Genomic DNA, 19,129 nt, shown 5'->3' with positions numbered 1-19,129 from the left:
GGTGCCTGAACGGCGTCAAACGGTGTGCTGCGGGGACTAACTGACAGGAACTGCGTCGATCAGCGTGAATACGTGATCGATGCATAAGGGGTGAGCGAGCGCGTTTTGAAACGCTCCGGCTTGCTGACCGGGGTGGCGAGGCTGACATCGAACACCACGCCCTTCCATCTGCCGCGTATGCCGGCAGCGAGGCCGGCCAGCGTATCGCCGACCAGGCCAGGCGTGCTGGGACCCGACACCTTGCCGACGTCGAGTGCAATAAAGGCGCTGCTGTCGATCCCGGCGATGGATGGCAAGCCGGTCGACAGGTCGTTACGCAGGATCGCGCCGCTTTCAGCCAGCAGCACGCTGTCGCCATCGAAGCCGCGCACGCTGTAGCGCCCGCCGATGCTGATCTGGTCGGCCGACAGGGTCATGTCGCTGGTTTTCTGGAGGCGCAGGCTGGCGCTGTACTGCAGCGCGCGGCCGGCCAGCTTGAATGGCTGGCTGTACGATGCGTTGAAGCTGAAGATGCGCGGGCGCAGGGTCAGGCCGCCGTCGGCCGCGCTCGGGTAATCGTCTTCCGCGCTGCCCAGGCCGACACCTTTGCGATAGCCCAGGTCGAGGTCGAGCATGCCCTGGCCGAGGTACTGCTTCAGGGTCACGCCGCCTTGGGCGCTGGTGGTGCGGCGGCGCTGCACGACCAGTTCCACGTCATCGAGAAAACTCTGCGCGCGCCGGGTCGAGATGGCGGCATACACGCCGGCCTTGGCCGACGCCGTGCGCCACGCCAGGTAGTTCCACCTGGCCTCGGCCGTCTTGCTGCTGCCGCTGGACAGAAAGCGCGCGGTCGTTCCTTGCACGAACTGGGCGAAGCGGCTGCTGCTGTGCGACACGCTGAAGGTGTGGTAGTCCCAGGGAATACTGTAGTTGGCCGACAGGCTGTAGCTGCGATGGTCGCGCCTGGGCTGCTGGGCATTGATATTGCTGCTCAGGCTGAGGATATCGTTCAGGCCGGCAGCGTTATCGAGCGACAGCGAACCGGACAACTGCGCACGGCCCAGGGCTTCCGAGCCGGAGTTGTCCAGAGTCACGGAGGCGCGCGTGCGCTCCAGCAAGGTAGCGGCAGTGCGCTCGACCAGGACGACGCTGGTGTCGGCATCCATGCCCGGCTCGATGCGGGTGGTGACAGTCTGGCTCGGCAAGCGCTTCATCTGCTCGACGCCCTGCTCCAGGTCGCGGATGTTGAGCATGTCGCCGGCCGATAGCGGGAACGCGTTTTTCCAGGTGCCCCAGTCATTGTCCGCCACGTCGCCCGGAACCCCGGCTTTGACCATCTTGACGCCGGCGACACGGCCGATGTGCAGGGCGAACACCAGTTTGCCGTCACTCAGGTTTTGCTGGGGCAGGCTGACCCGTGTGGTGACGTAACCGAGCGCGATCAGCCTGGCGTCGAGCACGGCGGCGATCTGGCGTACACCTTGCACGCCAACGCACTGGCCGACGAACGGCGCCACGGTCGATGCCATCGAGCCGAGCTCCTGCTCGCTACCGACAGTAATGGTTTTGATGACGAAACAGGGTTTCTCGATCGGCAACTTGCTCATGTCGCTGGCAGCCTGCGCCGGTTGCAGCAGGTCGGCCTTGGTCTGCAATTGCTGCTGCTGTTCGCGCGTGCGTTCCTCCTGGCGCCGGATCCCTTCCTGCGCAATGTCGAGCGGACTGAGCGTAACCGCGCCCTGCACCGGAAGCTGTTGCGCCGAGGCGGCGGATGTCGACATGACCAATAGTGCGGTGCGCACGAGGCAACCCAAGCTGCTGCGGCGAGGGGGGAAGGAAGGCGATATTTTGGTTTGAGTGAGAAGCATGGGCTGGTGGCGACAGCCCATATACATGGCCTGCTCTATTGCACAAATCGTAACGAATCGAGCAGTTTAGCAGATGTACGTGCATTCGAGAAATTGTTTATGAACAACATCATGCCAATTTTTGATATTGATCAAAATTTACCTTGAATGCACAAAAGCACCATACGGTATAAAAATGCTACCTTCATAGGTAATTTTGATTGCAAACAGGCATTTCTTTTCTCACTTCCGTCTTTATTTTTTTGCAGCATAAATACAACACAATTTTGTAACTGCCAGTGATTTTGGCGACTTCACCGTTCAACTCATCTGTTCCGAATCTGCGGCGGAAGGCAAACCAGTGCAATCCCGGCCAAGTAGCTCCGGGTCCCAAGTCTTGTTCAAGCAGTTCTTCCCTGCCGCCTAATCGTCACCGGCGTGTTTGGCAACAAGGTTTGCTGGCGCAGCCGATCGCTCGGTCCACATGGCCGCCCCGCTCCATACGGACGGCCGCGCCGGCACGCCATCGAGCACGGCGCCGTTGGTGGCGATCACCTCGCGATAGAAATAGGCGCTGTCCTTGAGCGTGCGCTCCTGGGTCGCAAAGTTCACATGCACGATGCCGAAGCGCTTGGAGAAGCCGTGCGCCCATTCCAGGTTGTCGAGCAGCGACCAGGCGCAGTAGCCGCGCACGTCGACGCCCTTCTGGATCACCTCGTGGATCGCGCGCAGATGCTTCTGATAATAGTCCACGCGCAGCGGGTCGTGCACCCGCCCTCCTTCGGCCACCGGCGGATCGAAAAACGCCGCGCCGTTCTCGGTGATGTACAGCGGCGGATTGCCGTAGCGCGCAGCGACCCATTCGAGCGTGTCGCTCAGGCCCTTGGCGTACACCTCCCAGCCAGTTTCCGTGTAGGTGGCCTGCGGCTGGCGCACCGCCACCGCCCTGAGCGGATACGCTGTCGCTTCGTCGCGCGTGACGCTGCGCGTGTAGTAATTGACGCCAATGAAATCGAGCCGCTGGCGAATGAGCTCAAAATCTTCGGCCGGCCACTCGGGCCAGGCGTCGCCGTAGACGTCCTTCATCTTCTCGGGATAGCGCCCGAAAAACACCGGATCGAGGAACTGCCCGTTCATGTAGGCGTGGCCGCGTGCGGCCGCCTCCTGGTCGGCCGCGCTGTCGCTGGCCGGGTACTTCGGTTCCAGGTTCACCACCAGCCCGATCTCGTGCTTGCCCACCTCGCGGTAGACCTTGACCGCCGCACCATGCGCGCGCATCAGGTTGTGCGCCGCGATGGGCGCCTCGAAGCGGTTGTGGTGCCCCGGCGCCAGGGTGCCGTTCAAGTAGCCGCCGTCGGACACCACCCACGGTTCGTTCAGCGTGGCCCACGACGCGACGCGGTCGTCGAGCCGGTCGAACATCACGCGCGCATAGTCGGCGAACCAGTCGGCGCTGTCGCGATTGAGCCAGCCGCCCTGGTTATCCAGCGCTTCCGGCAAGTCCCAGTGGAACAGCGTGACCATCGGCTTGATGCCCTGCGCGAGCAAGCGGTCCACCAGCTCGTCGTAGAAACCGATCCCGATAGGATTGACCGCGCCACGCCCGGACGGCATGACGCGGCTCCACGAGATGCTGAAGCGGTAAGCCTGCAGGCCGATCTCGCGCATCAGCGCCACGTCCTGCGCGGAGCGGCGGTAATGGTCGCAGGCCACGTCGCCCGTGTCGCCATCGCGGATATTGCCGGGCGAGTGAGCGAAACGCTGCCAGATGCTCGGCCCCGCGCCATCGGCCAGCGGCGAGCCTTCGATCTGGTAGGCCGACGTCGATGCGCCCCACAGGAAGTGCTTGGGAAATTGAATTGCGTTCGTCATGGTTTTCCCTTGGTGGTCTTGACTGCGATGAAAATGGTGGCCGGTAGCGCGGCAATGCGCAGTTCGCCGGCGCGCCAGCGCGCGGCCTTGCCGTTGATGGTGGTGTGCGCCGCATGCCAGCGCGCATCCGGCGCACGCATGATCAAGCCGCCGGGCGGCACCTGCATGCTACCTGCAATCGTCATGCTAACGCCGCCCGCTTGCGCCTTCATGGTGTAGTCGAGCGGGCCGTAGGCGGTGCGCAGTCCGCGCACGTGCACGCCGGCGCCATCGAGCCACGCCGCCGGAACACCGTCAGCGACGATCAGCGATTGATCCGATTCGCGCTCATAGGCAAACAGGTCGAGCGAAGAACGGATGAAGTCCGACGAAATCCAGCCGTGCGGCATGTCGCCCACAAAGCGCGGCTCGCGCGCGTCGCGCCCGACCACTTCGGCCCACTGGTTCCAGGCGGCCGGCCGGCGGTCGCGCATGAAAAAATCGAGCAGTTCGTGCGCGCGATCGCGCCATCCCAGCCGCACAAAGGCGGCCACGTTGCGCAGTTCGTACGGGGTGTAGTCCTTCCACTCGCGCCGTCCGTCGCGCCGCGCCACCGCCTCAAGCCAATAGCGCTCGAAGGTTCCGTGCAGCAGGTCTTGCGGCAGGCGTTGTTGCAACCCGCCGGGCGAGAGCGCGATGGTGGTCGACGTGGGATCGAAGTCGCCCAGTTCCGCCGCGCCGGCAAGGTAGCCGATGCCGTGCGTGCTGGCGGTCAGGCGCAGGGATGCCAGCAGCTCGCGCTCGAACTGGTCGCCCTGCGCGCGCAAGGCCGCGGCGTCGGCGGGCTTGCCGAGCACCGCGGCCAGCATGGCCGCATCGCGATAGCCGCGCAAGCCCCAGAAATTATCCCAGTTCGAATGCATCGGCTTGGCCGAATACCCTTCATGGCTGATCGACGCCGGCAGCAAGCCATACAGCAAGCGGCGTGCCGGCGCGAGATTGGCCGCGCCGCGTTCCGACTGGCGCTGCTGCTCCATGTAGGCCGCTGCCGCCTTCACGCGCGGCCAGAGCCGCTCCACCAGTGTGCGGTCATGCGTGTAGCGCCACAACTGCGCCACCAGAAAAATGAACTCGCCCTGGCTGTCGTTCTCGGGCACCGGATCGGACCCTCGCCGGTCCACGCAGCAGGGAATTTTCCCGTTCGCGAACTGGTACGGGGCAAACCAGTTGGCGTAGTCGCGCGCGACGCTGTCGTTCCCGAGCCGCAGCAGCGCTTCCGACATCATCGCGCCGTCGCGTATCCAGGAACGCGCATACGAACGCGTGCCCGGCATCAGTGCCGCGCCGTCGCGCGTCATCAGCATGTGCGCCAGCGACGAGCGCAAGGTGTCCACCAGCGGCTGCGCCTGGGGCGGAACGCTGATCGACACACGATTGAGGCGTGCGCGCCACTGTCCCGCGACTTCCTCCTGCATCGCCGTCAGCCACTGCTCCGGCATGACGCCGGCCAGTCGGGGCGCACCCGGCTGGCCATTGAGCGGCAAGGCAAGGCCAAACACCGCCTTCGCTCCCGGCGCCAGCGTGACGTCATAGGCCAGCGCGCCGGAGGCGAAGCCGGCCTGGTCGCTTACCTGCCGCACTGCGCTCCAGCCGTCGCCAGTCAAGCGCGCCGGAATCGCGGCATTGTCGAACGAGGATACGCCGGCCAGTGCGGGGGCGGAAAGGCTCCACACGCGCGTGGCGCCATCGACGGCAAAGCTGTCGCCATTGAACGCGAGCGTGCGGATCGGGCTCACGCCGGGCGGGGTGTTCAAGAACTGCATCGGCGGATTGACCTGCAAGGGGCGCAGCGCAAGTACCAGCCGCAGCGAGATCGCCGCGGACGACGTATTGGCCACATCGTAGCGTGCAATGAGCTGGGAACTGGCTGGCGTTCCTTGCGCAAAAGCGGTCGTGCGCAGCTGCCAGCGCGGCGCCGTCCAGGCGACCGACGGTATCGGCAGGTAGCCATCCTGCAGCGACTGGGACACCGTCACATCGGCCCACGTGGCAAGCTTTCCATCGTCGACCACAAAAGGCTCGATCGTGAATCCGGCGCGCGCCGCTTCAATGGCGCCATCTTCCGATATCAGCCCCGTCTCGCGGCCGCCATCGACACCGAGCACGGTCCAGTAATTCTGCTGCCCCGACATCCCGCGCGGGTAATGGCCGCGCGGTGCATCCTTCGCCAGCGCCTGGAAGAAGCTGTTCGCCGACGCGCCGTATGCCAGGTCCTTCAGTTCGATCCGCTCCAGCCGATGCCGGTGCGCCGCCGCGTCATGCATCGTCACGCGCACGTAGCGTGTCTCCGACTCGCCCAGCAGGAGCGGATCGGCGCCGCCCGTGCCATCGACCACCTGGCGCACCGTGCGCCAGGTGTCGCCGTCGTTCGAGAACGCCACGTCGTAGCGTGCGGCGTGCAGCCCGTCGGCCCAGTGCAGCACCATGCCGCCGAATTCGCGCGGCACGCCATAGTCCACCGTCACCGCGCCTGGCGTGGCGGAGATGACGGGTTCCGGCGGCGGACCGGCGGGCGCGATGGCGCGCATGCGCAGGTCGTCGATGTAGACCGATCCGCGCCCGCCATCACGCCCGGCGCTGACCACCAGTTCCATCTGTTCGGTGCGGCGCAGCGTGCGGTCCTTGATCGGCCCCCAGGCGAAATCGATATGGCGTTTTTTGAAGGTGACCTTCTGCCATTCGCGCGACATGGCAAAGTTCGGCCGGTTAACCCACCACACGTTGTCGCCGCTGGCGTCGACCAGTTTCAGCTCGAAGTTGTTGACCGGCGCATCGGCGCGCATCCAGAACGAGATCGCATAGTCGCCGTCGAAGTCCAGCGGCAGCGCGCGCCGCGCGGCGGCGTAGCCGGCGGCGCTGCCGAAGTCGACATCGAAGCGCATGCCCTGCCCCTGCACGCCAGGCGCCGCCGATGCGGCCGCGCTCACGCCATCCGACACCACGGTCTTCCACGCGAGCGGCTGCTCGAAGTCGTCCAGGATGCGCTCTTGCGCGTGGGCGCTCATCATCGTGCACACCAGCAGCGGCCACAGTCTCATCCCTTTACGCTCCCGACCAGCAGGCCCTGAATGTAATAGCGCTGCAAGACCAGGAACAGCAGCAGCACCGGCAGGATGGTGAGCACCGACCCGGCCATCATCATTTCGTTATCCTGCACATGCTCGCGCGAGAGGGACGCCAGCGCCACCGGCAGCGTGTACAGGTCCTTGTCGGTGAGGACGATCAGCGGCCACATGAAGTCGTTCCAGCTGCCCAGGAAACTGAAGATCGCCAGCGTCACCAGAATCGGCGCCAGCAGCGGCAGCACGATCGAGCGGAAAATGCGAAATTCGCTGGCGCCATCGAGCCGCGCCGCCTCCAGCAGCGCGTCGGGAATGGTAAGCGCGTACTGGCGCACCAAAAAGATGCCGAAGATGCTGGCCGCCGCCGGCACCAGAACGCCGATGTAGGTATTTACGAGACCCATCTGCTTCATGATCAAAAACAGCGGCAGCATCGCCACCTGCCCCGGAATCACCAATGCGCCCAGCAGCAGCTTGAAGATGCGCTCGCGCCCCGCGAAGCGCAGCTTGGCGAACGCATAGCCCGCGCCCACGTTGAACGCCAGCGACAGCATGGTGGCGGCCAGCGCCAGCATCAGGCTGTTGAGGAAATAGCGCCCGATCCCGGCCTGCGAAAACAGCTCCATGTAGTTGGCCAGCGTCGCCTGGTGCGGCAGGAGCGGCGGCGGAAAGTGGCTGGCCTCGCCAGGCGCCATGAACGACACGGACGTCATCCACAGCAGCGGGAACATGGCCACCAGCGCGCACAGTGCGAGCATGGCATTCACGAATACGCGCCGGGGCGCGGTACTGGCGCGCGCGCTCATTCTTCCAGCCCGCGCCCGGCCACGCGCATCTGCAGCATGGTCACGCCGAACATCAGCAGGAACAGGATGAAGGCAACCGCCGTGGCGCTGCCCAGGTTCCACCACTTGAAGCCCTGCTCGTACATGAAGTACAACACGCTGACGGTGCTTTGCAGCGGCCCGCCTTCGGTCATCATGTACGGTTCTGCAAACAGCTGGAAGTAGCCGGCCATGGTCAGGATGCTGACCATGAACATGGTCGGCGCCAGCGCCGGCAAGGTGATATGGCGCAGCATGGCGACGCTGCGCGCACCATCGAGTTCGGCCGCCTCGTACAGGTCGCCCGGTATGCTTTGCAGGCCGGCCAGGAAGATGATCATGTTGTAGCCGAAGTTCTTCCAGACCGCGAACAGGATAATCGAGGGCATTGCGAAGCGTGGATCGCCCAGCCAGTCGACCGGCGCCAGCCCCACCAGATCGAGCCCGTAATTGATGAAGCCATAGCGCGAGTGGTACAGGTAGCGCCAGATGACGGCGACGGCAACCATCGACGTCACCACCGGTGCGAAGAACGCGGTGCGAAACAGCGGCTTGAACCACGCCAGCTGTGAATTGAGCAGCAGCGCCGCGCCGAGCGAGGCGGCAATCGAGAGCGGCACGCCGACCACCACGAAGAACAGCGTGTTACCCAGCGCTTTCCAGAACAGCGGCGTTTGCAGCAGCTCCGCATAGTTGGCCAGGCCGATGAAGCGCAGGTTCTTGAGGTCCGCCAGCGCGTACAGGTCGAAGTCGGTCATGCTCATCGCCAGCGCGGCCAGCACCGGAACGAAGAAAAACACGCCGATCACCAGCAGCGGCGGCCCCACCATCCACCACGCGGCGCGGCCGGTCTTCATGCCCTGCCCCGCTGATCGAGCATCCAGCGGCGTTTTTCCAGAATGCGGTCGGTGCGCGCGTCGAGTTCCGTCACGGCCTGCTCGATCGTCATGCGCCCCGCCACCAGCGCTTCGGTGACGATGCGCATTTCGGTGCCGATGCGCTCCCATTCCGGCACCTTGGGCGGCGATTTGGCGCGTTCGAGCTGCTCGCGGAACGCGGCCGAATACGGGTCGTCCTGCAATGCCGGATCGTTCCACGCGCTGCGGCGCGGCGGCAGGTTGCCGGTCATCTGGTAAAAACGGCGCTGCACGGCGGGCTGCGACAGGTACTCGACCACCTTCCACGCCTCTTCCTTGTGCTGCGACGCCTTGAACACCACCAGGCTGGCGCCCCCGGCCACCGACGCACCGGGGCCGCGCGGTCCCGGCAGCGGCGCCGTCATCCACGTGTGCTGCTTCTCAGGCGGCAGGCGGCGTTTGAATTCGCCGATATTCCACGGACCCGAGATATAGAACGCGAAGAATCCCTTTGCGAATTCGTCCCATACGTTTGAAATCGCCGTGGCCGACAGCCGCGGCGCCAGGCCATTCATGAACAGGTCGAGGTAGAACTGCAGCGTTGCGCGAAAATCGGCGTGACGAAAGTCGCCGAAGCGCCCTCCGTCGCGCAGCAGCGGCGCCTCCTGCTGCAGCGCCAGTGACAGCAGCTGTTCGTATTCATTGAGCGGCAGCAGCACGCCGTAGTTTTGCGGGCTGCGCTGCTTCACCGCGCGCATCGCCTCGGTCCATTCGGCCCAGCTGACAGGCGCCTTGGCGTAACCGGCATCGGCCAGCAAGTCCTTGCGGTAGTAGATCAGGCGCGTGTCCACATACCAGGGCACGCCGAATAACTGGGCGTCGATCTGATTGGACGCCCAGATGCCGGGAAAATAGTCGGCACTGGCCACGCCGTCGGGCCGGTCGATCCGGTCGCCCAGCGGCTCGATCGCGCCCAGTGCCGCGAACTGCGGTATCCACGTGTTCCCCAGCTGGCACAGGTCGGGCGTGACGTCGCCCGCGAACGCGGTGAGCAGCTTTTCCTGCGCCGACAGCCAGGGCAGCTGCTGCACCTTGATGCGGATGCCTGGATTGGCCCGCTCGAAGTCGGCCAGCAGTTCCTTGACCACCTCGCCCTCGCGCCCCATGGCCCACAGGCGCAGCTCCACCGGACCGCCGCTGCGCCGCTCGCAGCCGGCCAGCAGCAGCGCCAGCGCCGAACCGGCAACCCAGTGGCGCCGCCGCAAATTCATGGCTTGGCCTCGCTCTCCAGCCACCCGCCGGTGAAGCCCGCGCGGCGTAAGCCGGTGCGGATCACCGGATTGCCGCGCATGACGCGCCAGACCGATTCGTCGCGGTAGTTGGCGATCATGGCCAGGATCGGGCCCTGGTCGATGCCCAGGTAGTCGGTGTCGATCCAGCCGAAGCCCGGCACGCGCCGTCCGCTGGCCAGCTTGATGCCGAAGTCGAAGCTCGGATTGAAGGCGTCGAGGAAGCCGTATTTGCCGTAGATCTGCTTGCCGTAACGCGCGTGCATGTCGGTAATCGCCGGGATGGCGATCTCCGGCGCGAACGCGATCGATGCCGCCGCGCCGGTCGGGGCGATGGTGCAATCGTCGGCATGCTCCTTGCCCATGCCGCGCCCCGCATAGCTGCGGAATTTGCGCCGCTTGCCGCCGTCGGTGATGGTGGCATCGGCCGGGCCGTCGCTGGCCGTCACGCCCCACAGGTTGGCGCCGTAACCCTTGCAGCCGAGCGGATTGGCGATCGCGTAAGCCTGCTGCGCGTAGGTGGCGCGCCGGCTGTTTTCGAAGTAATCGATGCCGCGCTTGCGCATGTAGGCATCCTGGATGCCGCGGAAATCGATCCAGACGTGCGAATACTGGTGCCCGAAGTGCGAGGCGAACCCCAGGTGCTCCTGGCCCCACGAAGTGCCCCAGGTCTTGTCGTAGGTGCTGGTCCACTCGTCCCACGCCTTCGGATCGACCGGATGGGTCGGCGACGCCAGCGCCAGCACGTACACCAGCATCGCTTCGTTGTAGCCGCGCCAGTCGTAAGGCAGCATGCCGGTTTCCGGATGCCAGCCGAGGACGATGGACGGTGGCCGCGCCTGTGCCCACTGCCAGTCGACGCGCCGATACAGTTCGTCGGCCAGGCGGCGGATTTCCGCCTCTTCTTCGCCTGCCCCGTCAAAATACGACTGCACGTGCAGCACGCCGGCAATGAGCAAGGCCGTGTCGACCGTCGACAGCTCCGACTTGGAGCTGCGCGCGCCGGTTTTCATGTCCAGGAAGTGATAGAAAAAACCCTTGTAGCCGCTCATGCCCTGCGCCTGCTTGCCTTGCGGCGCATTGCGGAAAAAGCGCAGGGTGGTCAGCACGCGATCGCGCGCCTGCACCCGCGTGATGTAGCCACGCTCGATGCCGATCGGGTACGCCGTCAGGCCGAAACCGACCGCCGCGATGCTGGAGAACGACGGCGACGGATAGCGGTCGGGTACCAGCCCGTTGGCCGGATTGGCGGTCTCCCAGAAAAAGCGGAAGGTGCGTTCGGACAGGTCGTCCAGCAGCGCCGCCGCCGGACCGGTGCTGGCCGGCGAAGCTTCGGCCGGCGCCAGCGGCATCGTCGCGATGGCGCCAACCAGCGCCGCCATCGGCATCAAGCGTTTTCTCATCAACTTCCCTTATTAAAATGCGTAGCGCGCGCTCAGTTTGACCGTGCGCATCGGGCCGCCAACTTCGCCCGGCGTTCCCAGCTTGACGTTGTCGCCGCCAAGGTAGTTCGGATTGTTGGCGGTCGGTCCGCCGCCCCAGGCGTCGTAGCCGGCGTAGTTAATCGTGTTGAACACGTTCAGGACATCGAGCCGCAGCGAGACCTTGCCGAAACCGACCCCGATATCCTTGGCCATGGCCAGGTCCACTTCGCGGAACGAGCCGCCATCGCCCTTGCGCGACACGCAGGCATTGAAGCCTTTGGAGCAGTCGGTAATCCGGTACGGCAGGCCGCTGCCCAGGGTGACTTTGGACGACAGCATGATCCCGAACGGGAGCAGGCGGTCGCTCATCCCCGCCATCACCAGGCGGTGGCGCTCGACGTTGGTCGACGGATTCCACGAATGGGCATAGCGACCGTAGGTCCAGTTGAAAAGATCGTTGGTCCACTCCTTGTTGGTGGTCTCGCCCTTGGAGTAGGTGTAGGTGGCGGCCAGGCCCCAGCCGGAGGTGGTCGAAAACGGCTTGTCTCCCTTCAGGTAGGCCGACGAGGTCTTTGCCTGCGAAATGAAGTCGCCCAGGATCAGGGTGCCGTAACCGGGCACGGAGCTGAACATCGGATCGGTCGGACTGGCATTGCCCCAGCCGCCGTTGACGTCGCGGTTTCCGCCGAACCAGTTGAACTGGTTGCGGCTGCGCGACACCGTGGCGCCGGCTTCGGTATTCCACGCGCCCAGCGCCTGGCGCACGCCGATGCTGAACTGGTCGGTGTACGGCAGCTCGTGTTCGCTGCGGATCAGCCAGATTTCGCCGCCCGGCTGCGCGTTTTTTTGCAGTTCGTCCAGCGCCGCGTTGGCGATGGTGCGGTCGTAGGCGCGCCCGGCGCCGGCAAAGAAGACGGTATTGCTGTTGCCGAAAACGTCGTACGACATGCCCACGCGCGGCTGCCACGCATCCTTGAACGACTTGCGGTTCGAGCCGGTGCTGATGTAGTCGCCGATCGTCACGCCGCCCTTGGCCAGCGACTGCGCATAGGTCTGGCCCGCAGGCGCGCCCGCGCGCGGGTCCTGCTTGCCGAACAGGCCCGCACGGTCGGCCGGCGTGACGTAGCTGTCGTTGAGCATGTTCGTCTCGTAGTCCCAGCGCAGGCCGAGATTGAGTTCGAGCTGCTTCGTCACTTTCCAGTCGTCCTGCAGATAGATGCCGTACTGGCGGTCGACGTAGCTCACACCGGTGGGTGCCAGGGCGGGCAAGACTTCAAACGCGCGCGGAATGCCGGTCACGTTGTCGATCATCTCGCGCCGGATATCGATGCTGCGCGAGGTGCCATACAGGTTGAAGTCGACCTTCTTGATCTTGGCCCCGCCCTTGATCGTGTGGCCGGCCAGGCCCGTCCAGGTCAGGCTGTCGCTGAACGACAGCCCTTTCTGCATGCGGTCCTGGGAGTCCGGCGAGCCGCCGGTAAACAGCACATCGACCACGTTCTTGGTCTCGTTGCTCGGCGAGACCACGTATTTGACGTAGGGAGTCGATTGCAGCGCGCTCGGATTCCAGTGGAATTTTTCGTAGCCGATGCGCGCCTCGTTGAGGAAGTCGCCGCGTGTGAATTCGTGTTTCAGGTCGAAGCGCGTTTCGTCGTTCTTGCGGTCCTTCTCGTTGCCCGGCACCGACAGCTTGAAGTCTTCCGGCACCAGGTCGTTCTCGCGCCGGATGCGGGTGGACAGTTCGATCAGGTGGTCTTCGCCGATGCGCGTGGTGAGCTTGCCGAGCACCAGGTCTTCCTTGAATTTCGAGGTGGCCGATCCGGCCTGCGCCAGCAGGGACGGCACGATGCCGGCGTTCGGCAGCAAGTCCTGGCGCTGCGCGACGACCTGGCGCGGCGTGTCGATCCGTTTGCCTTCGTACGCGACGAAATAATGCATCACGTCTTCCCTGATCGGCCCACCGAGCGTGGCGCCGTACTGCTTCTGGGAGTAGCGCGGACGGTCCACGCCCTCTTCCTTCCGCTTCTTCTGGAATGGATCGTAGGCGGTCAGGTTGGCGCCGGTGCGGTCGAAAAACACATCGCCATGCAGCTGGTTGGTACCCGACTTGGTGATCGCCGTGATCGCGGTGGAGCTGACCTGATCGAATTCGGCCTTGTAGTTTTGCGAAACCACCTTGTACTCGGCTACCGCCGACTGCGGGAACGGGTTGCCGCGCGACGAGTTGAGCCCGGACATGCCGCCGCGCAGAATGTAGTTTTTCTGTCCGACGCCGTCGATGAAGACGTTCACGTTATCCTGGTTCTGCGAACCGCCCTGCAGGGAGCCGTAGCCGGTCTTGGCCTCGACGTCGAAGCGCACGCCCGGCGCCAGGTCGGCAAAGGCGAGGAAGTTGCGCGACACCTGCGGCAGGCTTTCAATCTGCGCGCGCGACACGCTGGTGCCCACTTCGGACGTCTTGACGTCACGGCGCGCTGCCGACCCCAAAATGACCACCTGCGCCATATTCGCCGGATCGGCGGCGCCCACCGACAGGTCGAGCGAGGCGGTCTGGCCGATCGCCAGCGTGAGCTTTTCGGTGGTCTGGCCGCCGACCTTGATCGCATACTCCCCCGGCGGCAGGCCGGTGAGCACATAGCTGCCATCGGCTGCGGTGGTGGTGCGGTAGTTGTAGCCGGTGGCCGTGTTGCTGGCGACGACCTGCGTGGCCGGCGCCGCGGGCGCACCACTCTGCGTGATTTGTCCCTTGATGGTGGCGCTGCTTAACTGCGCCTGCGCCGGCGCGGCGGCCAGCATGGCCACCGTCGACAGTCCCACCAATGCCCTGCGCAGCTCGCGCACGCCTGCTTTCATTTTCATGCGGTTCTCCAGTTGTCGTTATTCTTTGTTGTCGGTATCCGTGACGCCCTGCGCGTGCGCGCCGCACGAGCGCCGCACCACCAGTTCCGTCTGCACCACCTGCACCGTTTTCTTCGTTCCCTGCGGGTTTTCGATTTCAAAGGCCAGGCATTCAAGCGCGCGGCTGCCCATTTCGGTGATCCGTACCCGCACGGTGGTCAGCGGCGGCGTGACGAAACGCGCCGTCGGCACATCGTCGAAGCCGACCAGCGCGATATCGCGCGGCACCACCAGGCCGCCCTCGCCCAGCGCGAACAGGCAGCCGATCGCCATCATGTCGTTGGCGGCGAACACCGCGTCCGGCAGGCGTTTCAGGGCGCGCAGCTGCTGGCCCGCGCGGTAGCCCGATTCCTCGCCGAAGTCGCCGCGCAGCACGTCCGGCTCGAACGCCGGTACACCGGGCAGCAGGCGCGCCATGGTCTCGCGAAAGCCGCGCAGGCGCTCCTGCGATTCGAAGTTGTCCGCAGGCCCGGCGATCATGACGATGCTGCGGTGCCCCATCTCGACCAGGTGCTGCACCATGTCGGCGGCGCCGCCATGGTTGTCGACCGCCAGGGCGGAACAATCGTGGCCGGTGGCGCGTGTGTTGAGCAGCACGATGGGCAGGCTGTCGGCCAGGTTGTCGGCCAAAAAACCGGCGTCCACGTGGGGCGACATGACGATCAGGCCATCGACCCGGCCACTCATGGCGCGCATGGCCAGCGCCGCTTCGCCGGCGTCGCCGTGCGAACTCGATACCAGCAGATGCAGGCCGCGCCGGTGCGCCGCCATGTCGATGCCGCGAATGAGCTCCGAAAAGAACTCGCCATGCAGGTCCGGCAGCACCACGCCGATGGTCTGGGTGCGGCTGGTCGACAGGCTGCGCGCGCCGCTGTGCGGTATGTAGCGCAGACTGCGCGCGGCAGCCAGCACGAGCTTGCGCGTCTCCTCGGTGACGGTGCCGCTGCCGTTCAACGCGCGCGACACCGATGCGACCGACACATTCGCCGCCCGCGCCACATCCTTGATCGTTACCGCCATAAAAACGCCACCTTGTCATTCCTCCTGCATAGAAGTCGGGTAACCGATTACATTTTTCCTAATGTAACCCAATCGAGCTCAGCACACCGTGGTTTTTTTGTAAATTTTTCACTGAAAAAAGTACGGCGAATGGTCGAAATTCCACGGTTTCAACAAGGATGTCATGTAAAATTTATCACGATGTAACCGCTTACATTACGCTGCCACTAATGAAAACCACCGTTCCCTGCCCATGACTCCGATTCCATTCAGCCCAGCCGCCGGCGCCCGCTTTCTCTCCAACGGTCATTTGCGGGTGCTCGTCACGGCTGCGGGCACCGGCGCGACGGACCTCGGCGAGCATGCGCTGACGCGCTGGCAGGGCGACCCGGTGGAAGATGGCGACGGCTACTTCATCTACCTGCGTGACCTCGACAGCGGCGAGTTCTGGTCGGTCGGAGCCCAGCCCTGCACCGCCGCCGGCGCCCGCCATGGCTTCGGCAGCGACGATGGCGGCGCGTGGCTGACCTGCCGCCACCTCGGCATCGAAGCGCGGCTCGACATCGTTGTCGCGCCGGAGAGCGACGTCGAACTGCGCACCCTGACCTTGCGTAACACCAGCGCGAAGGCGCGCCGCATCGAGGTCACCAGCTATCTGGAGGTGGTCCTGAACAAGCGCGAGGCGGAAGCGGCGCATCCCGCCTTTTCCAAACTGTTCGTGCAGACCGAATCGGTTCCGGCATCCGGCGCTGTGCTGGCGCGGCGCCGTCCGCGCGGCGCCGGCGAGGAATGTATCTGGCTGGTGCATGCCGCCAGCGGCGGCGAGGAAGCCGGCATCGAGACCGACCGCAAACGCTTCATCGGGCGTGGCCGCAGCCTGGCCGCGCCAGCCGCGCTGGCGACAAGCGAGCCGCTGTCGGGCACCGCCGGCAATGTACTCGATCCCTCGTTCAGCCTGCGCCGCAACGTGACGCTGGCGCCGGAGGCGAATGCCGTCATCGCCTTCACGCTGGGCGCGGCGGGCAACCGCGATGCCGCACTGGCCTTGCTGGCGAGCGCACCGTCGCCGGAACTGGCAGCGCGCACGGCGGGCGAACGGCGCGCCGCCCTCCTGACCGCGCTGGCACTGGACTCCGAACAAGCCGCCTGCGCCGAAGCGCTGGCCGCCGCCATCCTGTATGGCGAGCGCGCCTTGCGCGCCCCGGGCGACGCGCGCGTGTCCGGCGATGCCGTTCCCAACAACCTGGGCCTGCCCAAGGAACGCGTGCTGTGCGTGGTGCACACGATCGGTGCACGCGACCCGCACGCGCAAGCCTTGCTCGACGCGGCGCGCTACTGGGAAGCGCTGGCCCTGCCCCTGCACCTGGTGCTGGCCGGCGCCGCCGCCGACTGGCCCGGCCTGCAAGGCCCGGTCACCCTGCTCGACCCGATGCAGGTGCTGAGCGCCGACCTGGAACGCATTGGCGCGCAGGCGCGCATGGTGGTCAAGGGCGAGCTGCCGGTATTCGCGCCGCGCGCCAGCATCCTGCGCCCGCCTCGTCCACCGCAGCGCAAGCACGCGCAGGACGACGCCGAACCGGCGCCGCTGCAGTTCTTCAACGGCGACGGCGGCTTCTCAAGCGACGGCAAGGAATACGTGATCCGGCTCGCCTGGGACGGCGCCACGGGCCTGTCACGCCCGCCCCTGCCCTGGACCAATGTGATCGCCAACGAGCAGGTTGGCGTACTGGTGAGCGAAACCGGCGCCGGCACCACCTGGAGCCGCAACAGCCGCGAACACCGGCTCACGCCCTGGTTCAACGACCCGGTGCGCGACCCGCACGGTGAAGCGCTGTACCTGCGCGACGAGGACGACGGCAGCTGGTGGTCGCCCATGCCCGGCCCGGCGCCGGCCGCCGCCGGCTACGAAGCGGTGCACGGCTTCGGCTACACCACCTTCCGCCATGCCAGCTACGGCTTCGAGCAGGAATGCACGGTGTTCGTGCCGCGCCATGACCCGCTCAAGATCGTGCGCATCCGCGTGCGCAATACCGATGCGCGCAGCCGCACCCTGTCGCTGTTCTCGTTCCAGCAGCTGGTGCTGGGCGCCACCGCGGACAGCGCGCGCCACGTGTGCACCACGTGGGACGCCGGCGTGCTGCTGGCCACCAACCGCATGGCCGGCCCGTTCGCGGACGGCGTGACCTTCGCCGCCCTGCTCGCGCCGCCGGCCAGCGCCAGCTTTCACAGCGCCGACCGCGCCGCCTTCATCGGCCCCCAGGGCACCACCGCCCGTCCGGCCGCGCTGGGCGAGGCGCGCCTGGACGGGCGCACCGGCCCCGGTCTCGATCCGTGCGCCGCGTTCCAGGCGCGCCTGACCATCGCCGCCGGCGAGCAGGTCGAATTTGCCGTGCTGCTGGGCGAAACCACCTCCAGCGAGGATGCGCAGGCGCTGGTGCGGCGTTACCGCAGCGGCGCGGCGGTCGACCAGGCACTGCTTGAGGTGCGCCAGTTCTGGCTCGACACCGTCGGCGCCATCGAAATCGCCACCCCGGTGCCGGCAATCGATCTGATGGTCAACGGCTGGCTGGCCTACCAGAACCTGAGCTGCCGCATCTGGGGCCGCTCGGCCTTTTACCAGTCGGGCGGCGCATTCGGCTACCGCGACCAGCTGCAGGACGCCAGTGCGCTGATCTACACCCTGCCCGAAATGACGCGCAAGCAGATCTGCCTGCACGCCGCGCACCAGTTCGTGGAAGGCGACGTGCTGCACTGGTGGCACCCCGCCCCGCTGGAGAAAGGGATGCGCACGCGTTTTTCGGACGACCTGCTGTGGCTCCCCTACATTACCGCCTTCTACCTGAAGTCCACCGGCGACTGGAGCGTGCTCGATGAAGTCGAAGGCTTCCTGACCGCGCCGCAACTGGAAGACGGCGAGGACGAAGTATTCCTGCAGCCGCAGCCAGCGGGCGTGAGCGCCGACGTGTACGAGCATTGCTGCCGCGCGCTGGACCGCTCGCTGACAAAAGGCGCGCACGGCCTGCCGCTGATGGGCACCGGCGACTGGAACGACGGCATGAGCCGGGTCGGACGCGAAGGCCGCGGCGAGAGTGTGTGGATGGGCTTTTTCCTGTTCCGCATCATCAGCGACTTCCTGCCTGCGTGCGAAAAGCGCGGCGACAGCGCCCGCATCGCCGCCTACAGCGCCTACCGCGACCATCTGGCCGGCGCGCTCAATGGCGACGGCTGGGATGGCGCATGGTACCGGCGCGCCTTTTACGACAACGGCGCGCTGATGGGGTCAAGCCAGAGCGACGAATGCCAGATCGACGCGCTGGCCCAGGCCTGGGCCGTGATCTCCGGCGCGGCGCCTGAAGCGCGCGCGCAGATGGCACTCGATGCGATGGAAGAGCGCCTGGTGTCGGACCGCGACGGCCTCATTCGCCTTCTTACGCCTCCGTTTGTCGACACCGTGCAGGACCCAGGCTACATCAAGGGTTACGTGGCAGGCGTGCGCGAAAACGGCGGCCAGTACACGCACGCGGCCTGCTGGGCGGTGCGCGCGGTGGCCGAAGCGGGCCGCAACGAGCGCGCCGCGCAGTTGCTCGAAATGCTCAGCCCCATCAGCCACACGCTCACGCCGGAAGCGGTGGCGCGTTATCAGGTCGAACCGTACGTGATCGCGGCCGACATCTACGGCGCCGAACCGCACGTGGGCCGCGGCGGCTGGACCTGGTACACCGGTTCGGCCGGCTGGGCTTACCGGGTCGCGCTCGAATCGGTGCTCGGTTTTACGCTGGTGGGCGGCGCGGCGATCCGCATCAAGCCGGTGGTGCCGGCGGCGTGGCCGCGATTCAGCATCCGCTACCGCCTGCCGGACGGCGCCACCAGCTACCACATCGAAGTGATCAACGATGCCATCGGCGACGGCGCGCTGGTGGTGGCCGCCTCGCTCGACGGCCAGGAAGCGCCGATCGAAGGCGGCGCGGCAATGATCCCGATGAAGGCCGATGGCGCCGCGCACCGCGTGGTCATCGTGCTGCGCGCGGCCTGAGGTCGC

General features: G+C 65.9%; 10 protein-coding genes. 1 reads left to right on the top strand and 9 read right to left on the bottom strand.

The features are described from left to right. Window positions 1-59 precede the first annotated feature (59 nt). The 9 genes from RBA41_RS22465 to RBA41_RS22425 form a co-directional block, all read right to left on the bottom strand. Window positions 60-1,760 carry a ShlB/FhaC/HecB family hemolysin secretion/activation protein gene (locus tag RBA41_RS22465; protein WP_306626473.1) on the bottom strand — a complete coding sequence of 567 codons (1,701 nt, stop codon included), beginning with the start codon at window positions 1,758-1,760 and terminating at the stop codon, window positions 60-62. A 489-nt stretch (window positions 1,761-2,249) separates the two neighbouring features. Further along, window positions 2,250-3,698 (bottom strand): GH1 family beta-glucosidase, encoded by a 1,449-nt coding sequence (locus RBA41_RS22460; protein ID WP_306626472.1) that lies wholly within the window; start codon window positions 3,696-3,698, stop codon window positions 2,250-2,252. Continuing rightward, on the bottom strand, window positions 3,695-6,775 hold the full coding sequence (locus RBA41_RS22455; RefSeq protein ID WP_306626471.1) for a discoidin domain-containing protein: 3,081 nt from the start codon (window positions 6,773-6,775) through the stop codon (window positions 3,695-3,697). The genes RBA41_RS22460 and RBA41_RS22455 overlap by 4 nt, the downstream gene beginning before the upstream one ends. Then, window positions 6,772-7,605 (bottom strand): carbohydrate ABC transporter permease, encoded by an 834-nt coding sequence (locus RBA41_RS22450; RefSeq protein WP_306626470.1) that lies wholly within the window; start codon window positions 7,603-7,605, stop codon window positions 6,772-6,774. The genes RBA41_RS22455 and RBA41_RS22450 overlap by 4 nt, the downstream gene beginning before the upstream one ends. Then, window positions 7,602-8,480 carry a carbohydrate ABC transporter permease gene (locus RBA41_RS22445; RefSeq protein WP_099877599.1) on the bottom strand — a complete coding sequence of 293 codons (879 nt, stop codon included), beginning with the start codon at window positions 8,478-8,480 and terminating at the stop codon, window positions 7,602-7,604. Before RBA41_RS22445 ends, RBA41_RS22450 begins: the two co-directional genes overlap by 4 nt. Beyond that, window positions 8,477-9,751, bottom strand: coding sequence for a sugar ABC transporter substrate-binding protein (locus RBA41_RS22440; protein WP_306626469.1), 1,275 nt, complete (start codon window positions 9,749-9,751; stop codon window positions 8,477-8,479). The genes RBA41_RS22445 and RBA41_RS22440 overlap by 4 nt, the downstream gene beginning before the upstream one ends. Continuing rightward, window positions 9,748-11,172 (bottom strand): glucoamylase family protein, encoded by a 1,425-nt coding sequence (locus RBA41_RS22435; protein ID WP_306626468.1) that lies wholly within the window; start codon window positions 11,170-11,172, stop codon window positions 9,748-9,750. The genes RBA41_RS22440 and RBA41_RS22435 overlap by 4 nt, the downstream gene beginning before the upstream one ends. 12 nt (window positions 11,173-11,184) lie before the next feature. After that, a complete protein-coding gene (locus RBA41_RS22430; protein WP_306626467.1) occupies window positions 11,185-14,052 on the bottom strand; it encodes a TonB-dependent receptor in 2,868 nt (955 codons plus the stop codon). Window positions 14,053-14,070: 18 nt separating this feature from the next. Then, the gene (locus RBA41_RS22425; RefSeq protein ID WP_306626466.1) at window positions 14,071-15,111 is read right to left on the bottom strand and encodes a LacI family DNA-binding transcriptional regulator; all 1,041 of its coding nucleotides are present in this window, start codon (window positions 15,109-15,111) and stop codon (window positions 14,071-14,073) included. Between the two features lie 232 nt (window positions 15,112-15,343). Here RBA41_RS22425 and RBA41_RS22420 point away from each other — a divergent pair, with 232 nt between their 5' ends. Next, the gene (locus RBA41_RS22420) at window positions 15,344-19,123 is read left to right on the top strand and encodes a GH36-type glycosyl hydrolase domain-containing protein (protein WP_306626465.1); all 3,780 of its coding nucleotides are present in this window, start codon (window positions 15,344-15,346) and stop codon (window positions 19,121-19,123) included. Window positions 19,124-19,129 lie beyond the last annotated feature (6 nt).

The sequence above is a fragment of the Massilia scottii genome (genome assembly GCF_030846495.1).
Taxonomy (GTDB): domain Bacteria; phylum Pseudomonadota; class Gammaproteobacteria; order Burkholderiales; family Burkholderiaceae_D; genus Telluria_A; species Telluria_A violaceinigra.
The sequence above is the reverse complement of the archived record's forward strand: the minus strand, read 5'-3'. Positions and strand labels throughout refer to the sequence as shown.